The following is a 12,484-nucleotide window of genomic DNA, read 5'->3' as shown; positions in this document are numbered from 1 at the left end:
GACGGTGTCGTCTGATTTGATACTTGGCTTCATTTGCGTGGGGCCTCATCGGTCGGGCTTTGCCAAATCTGTACATGCCGGTGTGTGGCATTCCGATCCTGGGTGGGAGCGGTAATGCGAGGCATCTGCAAACGGAGAAGCAGGCGTGGGACTCCAAAAATGGAGACCGCGTTCATTGGGAAACGCTAAAGGGAAAACAGGTCAAACATGACTAAAGAAAAATGGGGGCAGTTGAGGCAGCGGCTGCTCAAGACTGTAGGGCAAAATAATTACACCAATTGGATCGAACCGATCGAATTCCGGGCCAGCAATGACGGGATTGCGACCTTGGATGTGCCGACGAATTTTTTGGGGAACTATGTGAACCAGAACTTTTCGGATCTGATCCTGCATGAATTGAAATCCGAGGATCCCAGTGTGTGCCGTCTGCGGTTTGCGGTCCCCGTTGCAGCGGAGGCAGATTGTGCCGCAGTGCCCGGCGCCGGTGCTGAGGCGCCGAAAGTCGTAAAATCCGTGGCGCCAAAATCCGGCGGTGCCATGGTCACAGCCCCGCTCGACAAGCGTTTCACCTTCGACACCTTTGTGGTCGGGAAGCCGAACGAGCTCGCCCATGCCGCCGCGCGCCGTGTTGCCGAAGGTGGCCCGGTGACCTTCAACCCGCTCTTTCTCTACGGCGGCGTTGGCCTTGGTAAGACACACCTGATGCATGCCATTGCACATGAGCTGCGTGTGCGGCGTCCGGAAATGAACGTGCTCTACCTGTCGGCGGAACAGTTCATGTATCGATTTGTGCAGGCCCTGCGCGACCGTAAGATGATGGACTTCAAGGAAATCTTTCGGTCGGTGGACGTTCTTATGGTGGATGACGTGCAATTCATCGCTGGCAAGGACAGCACCCAGGAGGAGTTCTTTCACACCTTCAACGCGCTGGTCGATCAGAACAAGCAGATCATCATTTCCGCAGACCGTGCACCGGGCGAGATCAAGGACCTTGAAGACCGTGTGAAATCGCGCCTGCAATGTGGTCTGGTCGTCGACCTGCACCCGACGGACTATGAATTGCGCCTTGGCATCCTGCAAAGCAAGGTGGAACAGCAGCGCAGCAACTATCCCGGTCTGGAGGTTGAGGCGGGTGTGCTGGAATTCCTGGCGCACCGGATTTCGACCAATGTGCGCGTGCTCGAAGGCGCGCTGACGCGGCTTTTTGCCTTTGCCTCGCTGGTCGGGCGTGAGATCAACATGGAACTGACCCAGGATTGCCTGTCGGATGTGCTGCGCGCCTCGGAGCGCAAGATCACCGTCGAGGAAATCCAGCGCAAAGTGTCGGATCACTACAACATCCGTCTCAGCGACATGATCGGGCCCAAACGTTTGCGCTCCTACGCGCGGCCCCGGCAGGTCGCGATGTATCTCTGCAAGAAGATGACCAGCCGCTCCCTGCCGGAGATTGGACGGCGTTTTGGCGGGCGCGACCACACCACGGTCATGCATGGTGTCAAACGCATCGAAGAGTTGAAAACCCAGGACGGCCAGATCGCCGAGGATCTGGAGCTTCTGCGCCGCGCGCTGGAAGAATAGTCACATGATTGACCCGCGGCGCTGCAAAGTGCCTGCGGGTCTTGACGCCCTGCCCTTTCCAACAGACAAACCAATAAAAGTCTTGTGAAGTCGGTGGAACCGGGTAATTTGCCTTTCCCGACTGGTGGGAAGGATAAAAACATCATGAAGATCAGCATCGAACGCGCAGCCCTGCTCAAGGCAGTGTCCCAGGCTCAATCCGTTGTTGAACGGCGCAACACAATTCCCATTCTCGCCAATGTGTTGATTGAAGCCGAAGGCAGCGATGTGACCTTCCGCGCGACCGACCTCGACATCGAGGTTGTGGATAAGGCGCCCGCGCAGGTGGAGCGCGCCGGGGCCACCACCGTCTCTGCCACCACCCTGCATGAAATTGTCCGCAAGCTGCCCGATGGGGCGCTTGTCACGCTGACCGCCGATGGCGCGACGGGCCGATTGACCGTTGACGCGGGGCGGTCGAATTTCTCGCTCGCCACCTTGCCGAAAGAAGACTTCCCGGTGATGGCCTCGTCGGAATATGCGTCGAATTTCTCCGCGGCGGCCCCCGTGCTGCGGCGGCTCTTCGACAAGTCGAAGTTCGCGATCTCCACCGAGGAGACCCGTTATTATCTGAACGGCGTCTACATGCATGTCTCTGACGCTGAAGGCGGTCAGGTGCTGCGTTGCGTGGCCACGGACGGTCATCGTCTTGCCCGCATTGACGCCGATCTACCGGATGGGGCCGCGGATATGCCCGGCGTGATCGTGCCGCGCAAAACCGTTGGCGAATTGCGCAAGCTGCTGGACGATGACGAGATGAAAATCGCGGTGTCGGTTTCCGAAACAAAGGTTCGTTTTGCGACGCCCGACATCACGCTGACGTCCAAGGTGATTGATGGCACCTTCCCGGACTACACGCGGGTCATCCCGCAGGGCAACACACGCAAGCTGGAGGTCGACGCCAGCGATTTCGCCCAGGCCGTGGACCGGGTGGCCACGGTGAGCTCCGAACGCTCCCGCGCGGTGAAACTGCAACTCGACGAGGACCGGCTTGTATTGTCGGTGAATGCGCCTGACTCAGGGGCTGCCGAGGAGGAACTGGCCGTTGCCTATGGGGACGAGCGGCTGGAAATTGGATTTAACGCCAAATACTTGCTGGAAATCGCCAGTCAGGTGGATCGCGAAAACGCGGTCTTCATGTTCAATTCTTCCGGCGATCCGACGCTGATGCGCGAAGGCAATGATCAATCGGCGGTCTACGTTGTCATGCCGATGCGCGTCTAAGGGATTCTGGCCTTCGGCGAGGATATTTTTTGCCAAGAGAAGGAGCACGGATGGCGCTGTTCCTTTCGCACCTGACCCTGTCTCATTTCAGATCGCACAAGATCGCCCGGATGAAGTTGGATGCGCGGCCTGTGGCGCTTTTTGGATCCAATGGTGCCGGCAAGACGAACGTGCTTGAGGCCGTATCGCTGTTTTCGCCCGGGCGCGGATTGCGCCGCGCCAGTGCGGAGGACATGACCCGTCGGCCGGAGGCCGTGGGCTGGAAAATCACCGGCGTTTTGCAATCTCTGCACCAGATGCACGAGGTTGAGATCTGGTCGGAAGAAGGCGCTGCACGGCAGGTCAAAATCGACAGCAAGGCCAATCCGCAAACCGCGCTAGGGCGTATTGCGCGGGTGTTGTGGCTGATCCCGGCCATGGACCGGCTTTGGATCGAAGGGGCGGAGGGACGGCGGCGGTTTCTGGATCGGATCACCCTGAGTTTCGAACCCCTGCACGCCGAAGCGTCACTTGCCTATGAACGGGCCATGCGGGAACGCAACCGGCTGCTGAAAGACATGGTGCGTGATCCCGCCTGGTATGGGGCGCTGGAGAGCCAGATGGCGCAGGCGGGGATCGCCATCGACACCAATCGCCGCACAGCCCTGGCTCAATTGGCCGACGCCCAACGCGGGGCGGCAACGGCCTTCCCTGCGGCGGATCTGACGCTGACACATGCCGAGGGGTATTTGCCGGAAACAGAGGAAGATCTGCGGGCAGCCTTCGCCGACAATCGCAGCCGTGACATGGCCGCAGGGCGTAGCCTCATCGGCCCGCATCGCGCTGATTTATATGGCGTTTACCGTGCCAAGGACGTACCGGCCAAGGATTGTTCCACCGGGGAGCAAAAAGCGCTTTTGGTCTCTTTGATCCTCGCCAATGCGCGGGCGCTGGCGCGGGATTTCGGCGCGCCGCCTTTGCTGCTTTTGGATGAGGTCGCCGCCCATCTGGATGCTGACCGCCGCGCGGCCCTGTATGATGAAATCGTGGAGTTGGGCGCACAGGCCTGGATGACCGGCACCGGGCCGGAACTCTTCGAGACGCTTGGGCCCCGCGCCCAGTACATCGAGGTCTCCGAGAGCGATGGCGTTTCCCGGATCGAACCCCAGCAATGACCATCAGCCTCGCTGACCTGTTGCTCTACTCCGGCGCGCTGGTGATCCTCTTTCTGACCCCGGGACCTGTGTGGCTGGCGCTCATGGCGCGCGCCCTCTCTGGTGGGTTTCAGGCGGCCTGGCCACTTGCCCTGGGTGTCGCAGTTGGTGATATCGTCTGGCCGCTGGTGGCGATCCTCGGGATCTCCTGGATCCTGTCAATGTTCGATGTGTTCATGGCGGTCCTGCGCTGGGTGGCCTGTGGTGTTTTCATTGGCATGGGCGTGCTGTTGATCAAACACGCGCGCCAGAAAATTAGCACCGACAGCAGGCTGACGCGCCCCGGCCTCTGGCCCGGATTTCTGGCCGGGCTGGTGGCCATTCTGGGCAATCCAAAGGCTGTTTTGTTCTACATGGGCGTACTGCCTGGCTTCTTTGATCTGCGCAGCGTCTCGGTCTGGGACATCGCGGCCATCCTCGCGGTTTCTGTCGCAATCCCGATGATTGGCAACCTGATGCTGGCCGCTTTTGTCGGACAGGTCCGCTCGATTGTCACGGCGCCCCAGACACTGACCCGCATCAATATCACATCGGGCCTTTTGCTCATTCTGGTCGGTATGCTTATCCCCCTCATCTGACACAAAATATTGTGCCAATTGCGTGACATCCCTGCCCAAAAACCGTATAAAATAGGAAAAATACGAAGGTTTAGCGGCATGTCCGACAACACGCAGACGCCAGAAGAATATGGCGCCGATTCTATCAAAGTTCTCAAAGGCTTAGAGGCTGTCAGAAAACGTCCCGGGATGTACATCGGTGACACGGATGACGGGTCGGGTCTGCACCATATGGTGTATGAGGTTGTCGACAACGGCATTGACGAGGCTTTGGCCGGGCATGCGGACGCGGTGACGGTCACAATCCACGAGGATTCATCGGTTTCGGTGAGCGACAACGGCCGCGGCATTCCGGTGGGCATTCACGAGGAAGAGGGCGTTTCTGCGGCCGAAGTGATCATGACACAACTGCACGCGGGCGGGAAGTTCGACAGCAATTCCTACAAGGTCTCGGGCGGTTTGCATGGCGTTGGCGTCTCCGTGGTGAACGCGCTATCCGACTGGCTGGAACTGCGCATCTGGCGCGAGGGCAAGGAACATGTCGCGCGGTTTGAGGGCGGGTTTACGACCAATCATCTGGAGGTCGTCGGCCAGACAGAAAAGACCGGGACCGAAGTGCGTTTCATGGCCTCGACCGAGACGTTTTCGAACCTCGAATACTCCTTCGAGACGCTGGAAAAGCGGCTGCGCGAACTGGCGTTCCTGAATTCCGGCGTGCGGATCATTCTGGTGGACGCGCGCCCGGCTGAGCCTCTGCGTTCAGAGCTTTTCTACGAAGGCGGCGTGAAGGAATTCGTCAAATACCTCGACCGCCACAAGGCCTCCGTCATGCCGGAGCCGATTTTCATCACCGGCGAACGCGACGACATCGGCGTCGAAATCGCCATGTGGTGGAATGACAGCTATCATGAAAGCGTGCTGCCCTTTACCAACAACATCCCGCAGCGTGATGGTGGCACCCATATGGCGGGCTTTCGCGGCGCGCTGACCCGCACGATCAATAACTACGCGCAATCCAGCGGCATTGCGCGGAAGGAAAAGGTGAGCTTTACCGGCGATGACGCGCGTGAAGGTCTGACCTGCGTTTTGTCGGTGAAAGTGCCGGATCCGAAATTCTCCTCCCAGACCAAGGACAAACTGGTGTCCTCCGAGGTGCGGCCCGCCGTTGAGGGGTTGGTGAACGAGAAACTGTCGGAATGGTTTGAAGAGAACCCCAATGAGGCCAAGATTGTTGTCGGCAAGATCATCGAGGCCGCGCATGCCCGCGAGGCCGCGCGCAAGGCGCGGGACCTGACCCGGCGCAAGACGGCGATGGATGTGAATTTCCTGGCGGGCAAGCTCAAGGATTGTTCCGAAAAAGACCCCTCCAAGACGGAAGTTTTCCTGGTGGAGGGCGACAGCGCCGGGGGCTCCGCTCAGACCGGACGTGACCGTCAGACGCAGGCGATCCTGCCGCTCAAAGGTAAAATCCTGAACGTGGAACGCGCCCGGTTTGACCGCATGCTGGGAAGCCAGGAGATCGGCAACCTTGTCATGGCCTTGGGCACCGGCATCGGCCGCGATGAGTTCAACATTGAAAAGCTGCGCTACCACAAGATCGTGATCATGACGGATGCGGATGTGGATGGCGCGCATATCCGGACGCTGCTGCTGACGTTCTTCTACCGGCAGATGCCAGAGCTGATCGAGAACGGGCATCTCTATATCGCGCAACCGCCGCTCTACAAAGTGTCGCGCGGGAAATCAGAGGTCTACCTGAAAGATCAGGCGGCGATGGAAGACTACCTGATCCAGCAGGGCATTGAGGGTGCGATGCTGAAACAGGGCAATGGTGAGGAAATCACCGGCGCGGACCTCTCTCGCGTGGTCGATCTGGCGCGGCAAATGCGCCGGGTGCTGGAGGCTTTCCCCACCCATTATCCGCGCCACATTCTGGAACAGGCCGCCATTGCAGGGGCTTTTGCGCCCGGCGTCGTGGACGCGGATTTGCAGGGCACCGCGGATAAGGTGGCCGCACGTCTGAACCTGATCGCAGCGGAATATGAGCGCGGCTGGCAGGGACGGATCACACAGGATCATGGCATCCGGCTGGCGCGTATTCTACGTGGTGTCGAGGAAGTGCGCACCCTGGACGGGCGTATCCTGCGCGGTGGCGAAGCCAAGCGCACAGGCAGTTTTACGCAAAGCCTGCAGGAGGTCTACGACCTGCCCGCAACACTGGTGCGCAAGGACCGGATGCAGGCGATCCTGGGGCCGATGGACCTGTTGGATGCGATCCTGCAAGAGGGCGAAAAGGGTCTGTCGCTGCAACGCTACAAGGGTCTTGGCGAAATGAACCCCGATCAGCTGTGGGAGACCACGCTCGACCCGGACGCACGCACGCTGTTGCAGGTGAAGGTCGACGATATGGCAGAGGCCGATGACCTCTTCACCAAGCTCATGGGCGATGTGGTGGAGCCGCGGCGCGAGTTCATTCAGAAGAACGCGCTGAGCGTGGAAAATCTCGACTTCTGATCCGCAAGCCGACGGGCCCCCGGTCTGACAGCTGTAACGCGCCTTAGCTGTCCCGGAAGGCGCGGGTGAAGTAATCCGTGAGCGGTTTCGCCAGATAGTTCAACGGTGACCGTTCCGCCGTCCTGATAAAGGCCTCAACCGGCATGCCGGGCAGCAGCACCTGCCCGCCCAGCTTTTCCATTTCCGTGTCATCCGGGATGAGTTCCACCTGATAATAGGAGACACCCGTCGTCTCATCCGTAAACACGTCCGCCGAAAGCTTGGTGACCTGACCATAAAGCTCCGGCGTCATCCGTTGGTCGAAGGCAGCAAAGCGCAGGGTCGCGGTCTGCCCAAGGTGCACCTGATCAACGTGGATCGGATCAATCCGGGCCGAAACCACCATCGGCTGGTCCTGTGGAATGATATACATGATCGGTTCTGCCGGAGAGACCACCGCCTGCAGGGCAAAAACGCGGCTGCCGTAGATTACACCGCTGACCGGCGCGCGCAGATCCATGCGGGACAGCGTATCCCGCGTGCTGAGGCGTCGCTGCACCAGCTCAACCTCCTGGAATTGCAGATCGCGCAGGGTGGTGATCGCCTCTTCGCGCAGCCGGGTGGTCAAGGCGATGCGTTCGATGTTCAGCGCCGCGATCTGCCCGCGCAGCTGCGCCACACTCGCGGTCACGCTGCCAATCTCGCCCAGAAGACGCGCCTGCTCCCGTTGCAAGGCAGAGACGCGCGCGGCGGGTGACAGACCTTTTTCAAAAAGCGTCTGACTGTCGGTCAGCTCGGTTTCGATCAATTCCCTTTGTGTTTCAAAAGCCGAAAGCTGGGCCGTGGCCCCTTCGATCTGGTTTTCGGCCTGCGCGATCTGTTCGGAGATCTGTCCAGCGCTTTGCTTTAATGACGCAGCCCGCGCCGCAAACAACCGCGCCTGACCATCGACAAGCGCCTGCACGGAGGGGTCCTGCGCGGCCATTTCCTGCAACTCTTCGGAGATCGGCAGCGCGCTCAGCCCGTCACGTTCTGCCTGCAACCGCGCCTTGCGTGCAAGGACTTCAAAGAGCTGCCCTTCGATGATGGCCAGCTCAGAGCGCAGCTGCGTGTCGTCAAAGCGCAAGACCACATCGCCGGCTGCGACCTGATCGCCATCTTTCACCAAGAGGGCCCCCACAACACCGCCTTGCGGATGCTGCAAAACCTGACGGTTTGATTCCACCTGGATCATCCCGGGCGCGATGACCGCGCCGGAGATCCGTGCCTGCACGCTCCAGACCCCCAAAACACCGACAAGAACCACCAGCGCCAAAGCGCCAATCATCAGCGGACCGGTTGCCTTCCATTGGCGAATTTCACCTGCCGCATCACTCACGATCTCTTCCCCTTCGCCAAAGAACTTTGAATGTCTTTCACATTGCTCACCAAGGATTTCAGCACCTCGTCGCGCGGTCCATCCGCCTTGATCCGCCCGCCATCGATGACCAGAAGCCGGTCACACTCCGAAATGGCCGAGGGTCGGTGCGTCATGATGATTACCGCGCGGTTGGTCGCCTTGAACTCGCGCACCGCGAGGTTCAGCGCCACGGAGCCATCATTGTCGAGCGCGGAGTTGGGCTCGTCCAGCAGCAGTAAGACGGGATCGCCGTAAAATGCGCGTGCGAGGGCGATACGCTGCCGCTGACCGCCGGACAGCTGGCTGTCGTCGCCCTGCACAACCGTCTTGTAGCCATCGGGCAGCGACAGGATCATCTCATGCGCATTGGCGCGTTTGGCAGCCTCGACCACCTTTGCCTCGTCCGGTGCGACGGACATGCGCGCGATGTTCTCCGCAATCGTTCCAGAAAAGAGCACAACATTCTGCGGCAGATATCCGATATGCGTGCCCAAGACATCCGGGTCATATTGCTCCAGCGTGGCGCCACCGAACCGAACCTCACCGGCAGCCACCTGCGTGAGCCCCAATAGCGTCTTGGCCAGCGTCGTCTTGCCGGAGCCGCTTTTGCCGATCACACCCAGTGCCTCGCCCTCCCCAATGTAGAAGGACACGCCGCTGAGCGTCGGGAATTTCGCACCGGGGGCCACAACCGAAACACCCGCAAAAGACACATTAGCGTGTGGCACCGGCAAGGCATGGGTTTCTGGCTCCACCGGGGTTTGCTTGAGCAACTCGCCCAGCGACGTCCAGGCCGCGCGTGTCCGCTGAACCATGCCCCACTGCCCCAAGGCTTGTTGTACTGGTGCCAGCGCACGGCCCAGTAGGATCGAGCTTGCAATCATAGCGCCTGCAGTCACCTCGGCCTGAAGCACCAGATAGGCACCCAACGCCAGCATTGCCGACTGCAGAAAAAGCCTGAAGGATTTGCCCATTGAGGTGAACACACCGGTCCAGTCGCTGGACTTTATCGAGGATTCAAGCGCGGTGTCCCGCATGTCGTGCCAACGTGCGGCAACGGCGGCACTCATCCCCTGCGCGCGTACGACCTCTGCCGAGCGGCGCGCCTGTTCTGCCAGCCCATGCGCACGTTGGGATTTGCTTTGAGCTTCCAGTGTCTTGGAATTGGTGAGCCAGTTGTTGAGCAGCGTGATCACAATGAGAACCGCGCTGCCAAACACCGCCAACCAGCCAAGCCACGGATGGAAAATAAAGATGGCCCCGATGAAAAGCGGGGTCCATGGGATATCGAACAAGGCCATCATCACCGGGGATGCAAAAAGGGTCCGTACCGATTCCAGATCGCGCAAACCGCTTGCCGGTGCTGCTCTTTCCTTGGGTGAGAGTGCGCGTCTGAGCACCGCGTCAAAGACGCGATCGTCCAACTGTGACTGAAACCGTGCCCCGAAACGCGCCAGCACGCGCCCGCGCGCGTAGTCCAGAAACATCATCAGCCCATAGAGCGCACCAACGAGCAAAAACAGCGCCACCAGCGTTTCTTCGGAGCGTGATCCAAGCACGCGGTCATAGACTTGCAGCATGAACAGGGGGCCGGTCAGCATCAGAAGATTCACAAAGACACTGAAGATGAACACCGCCCACAAAAGCCAGATGCCCGAACTGCGGGCGCGTCGAAGCTCGGCAAAGCCTGCAATACTGTTATTTTTCATTCATCCAAACCTAACGGCTCATGCTCACCGAGACTGACACTGCAAAAGGTTAAACGCGATATCGGCGATCCGTATGTTGTCATTCAATCCGTTCACGCTGCAGGAAAAGCGTTTTCTACAACCTCTGGTGCGTATTGTCGATTTATCGCGCCGTTGGCAATCTTTCAATTTATGTGAGGCGGGCCTGAGAGGACGTTTACACCTGTTGTCGGCACAATATGGCCGCTGCATCCGAGATTGAATGCCATACGAAAGGCGCTTGCCGAAACTCGAAAGCCCACCGCCCCGCGATGTTCAAAACTGATATGCTCTGAAACCTCAGGGGTTAATCATCAGCCCATTCGGGCATCGGTTTTTTGGCAATGAAAGCATCTATGCCGCGCTCGGTATCGCGGGCCATCATGTTGTCCGCCATGGTGGCGCCTGTGTAGGCATAGGCTGACGAAAGATCCATATCGGCCTGATTGTAGAAGGCCTCTTTGCCGATCTTGATCGCAATGGGCGCTTTGGAAACGATCTTGTCGGCCATTGCGCGCGTGGCAGCGGCCAATTCTTCCTGCGGCACCACATGATTGATCAACCCGATTTCAGCGGCCCGCGCCGCAGGCTGAAACTCCCCCAACAGCAGCATTTCCATCGCCTGTTTCCGCGCGACATTGCGAGACAGCGCAACCATGGGCGTCGAGCAGAACAAGCCGATGTTCACGCCAGACGTCGCAAAGGTCGCCGTATCCGACGCCACAGCCAGATCGCAGGTCGCAACCAATTGGCATCCGGCCGCCGTCGCTATGCCCTGCACTTCCGCGATCACCGGCTGCGGCAGATGGACGATGGACATCATCATTTTTGAGCAGGTGGCAAAAAGCGCATTGAAATAGGATTTGCCGCCGTCGGCATCTTGTCGTCGTGCCGTCATTTCTTTCAGATTATGGCCCGCGCAGAAATGCGCCCCTGCCCCGCGCAGGATGACCACTTTGACAGATTGATCATGCGCGATTTGATCCAAAGCCGCCTGCAAGGCGGACAGCATCTCTTCTGACAGCGCGTTCAGCGATTTGGGCCGGTTCAGGGTGACCGTGGCAACACCGTCTGAACGGTCCAGCACAACAGGCGCATCAGCAGTTTCCACTTTGAACTCCCCGGGATTGATCTCGCGTTGATCGCATCAAAGCTGGAAACGGGTCGAGCCTGCAAGCGAAATTGCTATTGCCCGGGGACGATACTTTGCTTTGGTGTTTCCTCGTCAGTCGTGCGCGCGCCAGATCCGTCCCACAGGCTGTGCGGCACGGGGTCTTTTGCTTTCAGCAGGAACAGATAGGCAATCTGCCTATAGGACCGATAGGCATAGCCACCGTTTCGTTCGAGAAATGCAGCGCGGCGCGCGGCGTAATAGGGCTGCAATTGATACCAAGGCATCCGTGGAAAGGCATGGTGCACCGCGTGCAGGTTGTTTTTCAGAAACAGAAAGGACAGCAGCCCGCGATCCTCAATAATCACGCTCCTGCAGCGCGCTTTTTCGTGGGCACGATGCTCCAGAAAGGTGCGGATTTTCAGGACGGACAGGCTGACATAGGCACAGAGCAGATAGAGCCAAAACGGCATATCTGCGGCCAGAATCCACCAGATGCCAACACAGGCAAGGCCACCGGCATGAAAGATATATGCGTCTCTAATACAGCGGTTTCCCTCCTGGATCGCCATGACGTCCTGCTTATAGAAAAGCGCCGTCGAAATTGCCGGGCCGACAATCACGCGCCCGAGCAGAGTGTTATTCCATTTGTAGAGCGCGCGCCGGGGCAGGCTCCACCGCGCCCAAACCGCGGGATCAATAAAATTGCTCTCCGGATCGTCATAAGGGTCCGTCAGAGCCGGGTCGTGATGATGGGCAAGATGGGTGTCGCGAAACCTCAGGTAGGGAATGGCAAGGCCAAGCGCCGGGAACACCAATGCCGTATTCAAGGTCGTGTTTTGGAAGGGATGACCGTGCAGAACCTCATGGTTGAGCGAGGAGTAAAGGGTCAGCGAGAGCGCTAGAAGGATACCGCTGCCCCAGGGGCCGATCACATCATATGTTGTCGTGGAAAGTGCAAAGCCGGTGTAGCAAAGTACTGCGATGAAAACCGTGGGCCATTCAATCCGCCGGAGGCCAGGTGCTGCAGGGGTCGCCAATTTATCCGGTCCTTTCAATGGGTTTGCTGTTTATCAATGTCCGACGAGAAGTTTGACAAACCACGACGCTGCCGCAAGAGCGTGAATTTGTGAAAGATACATTACATTCGTCACGATTTAACG

The 12,484-nt window shown here is 59.0% G+C and carries 9 protein-coding genes; 5 read left to right on the top strand and 4 right to left on the bottom strand.

Annotated elements, in window-relative coordinates; genetic code table 11:
- Positions 1-207 precede the first annotated feature (207 nt).
- The 5 genes from dnaA (at position 208) to gyrB (ending at position 7,105) form a co-directional block, all read left to right on the top strand.
- The gene (gene dnaA / locus Q1A20_RS05130) at positions 208-1,578 is read left to right on the top strand and encodes a chromosomal replication initiator protein DnaA (RefSeq protein WP_299501404.1); all 1,371 of its coding nucleotides are present in this window, start codon (positions 208-210) and stop codon (positions 1,576-1,578) included.
- Between the two features lie 144 nt (positions 1,579-1,722).
- On the top strand, positions 1,723-2,841 hold the full coding sequence (dnaN, locus tag Q1A20_RS05125; protein WP_298968737.1) for a DNA polymerase III subunit beta: 1,119 nt from the start codon (positions 1,723-1,725) through the stop codon (positions 2,839-2,841).
- Positions 2,842-2,891: 50 nt separating this feature from the next.
- Positions 2,892-3,995, top strand: a complete 1,104-nt coding sequence (recF, locus tag Q1A20_RS05120; RefSeq protein ID WP_299401349.1) for a DNA replication/repair protein RecF — start codon at positions 2,892-2,894, stop codon at positions 3,993-3,995.
- Positions 3,992-4,612 carry a LysE family translocator gene (locus tag Q1A20_RS05115; RefSeq protein WP_299401351.1) on the top strand — a complete coding sequence of 207 codons (621 nt, stop codon included), beginning with the start codon at positions 3,992-3,994 and terminating at the stop codon, positions 4,610-4,612. Before recF ends, Q1A20_RS05115 begins: the two co-directional genes overlap by 4 nt.
- 78 nt (positions 4,613-4,690) lie before the next feature.
- Positions 4,691-7,105 (top strand): DNA topoisomerase (ATP-hydrolyzing) subunit B, encoded by a 2,415-nt coding sequence (gene gyrB / locus Q1A20_RS05110; protein ID WP_299401353.1) that lies wholly within the window; start codon positions 4,691-4,693, stop codon positions 7,103-7,105.
- Between the two features lie 43 nt (positions 7,106-7,148).
- On the opposite strand, the gene Q1A20_RS05105 is transcribed toward gyrB, so the two are convergent.
- The 4 genes from Q1A20_RS05105 to Q1A20_RS05090 form a co-directional block, all read right to left on the bottom strand.
- Positions 7,149-8,462 (bottom strand): HlyD family type I secretion periplasmic adaptor subunit, encoded by a 1,314-nt coding sequence (locus Q1A20_RS05105; RefSeq protein WP_299401356.1) that lies wholly within the window; start codon positions 8,460-8,462, stop codon positions 7,149-7,151.
- Complete coding sequence (locus tag Q1A20_RS05100; RefSeq protein ID WP_298968744.1) at positions 8,459-10,192, bottom strand: type I secretion system permease/ATPase; 1,734 nt, start codon at positions 10,190-10,192, stop codon at positions 8,459-8,461. The genes Q1A20_RS05105 and Q1A20_RS05100 overlap by 4 nt, the downstream gene beginning before the upstream one ends.
- A 325-nt stretch (positions 10,193-10,517) precedes the next feature.
- Entirely contained in the window at positions 10,518-11,321 is an 804-nt protein-coding gene (locus Q1A20_RS05095) for an enoyl-CoA hydratase (RefSeq protein ID WP_299401359.1), read from the bottom strand.
- 74 nt (positions 11,322-11,395) lie between these two features.
- Complete coding sequence (locus tag Q1A20_RS05090) at positions 11,396-12,361, bottom strand: fatty acid desaturase (RefSeq protein ID WP_299401362.1); 966 nt, start codon at positions 12,359-12,361, stop codon at positions 11,396-11,398.
- Positions 12,362-12,484: the final 123 nt, after the last annotated feature.

The organism is uncultured Roseobacter sp., assembly GCF_947501835.1.
Taxonomy (GTDB): Bacteria; Pseudomonadota; Alphaproteobacteria; order Rhodobacterales; family Rhodobacteraceae; genus Roseobacter.
The sequence above is the reverse complement of the archived record's forward strand: the minus strand, read 5'-3'. Positions and strand labels throughout refer to the sequence as shown.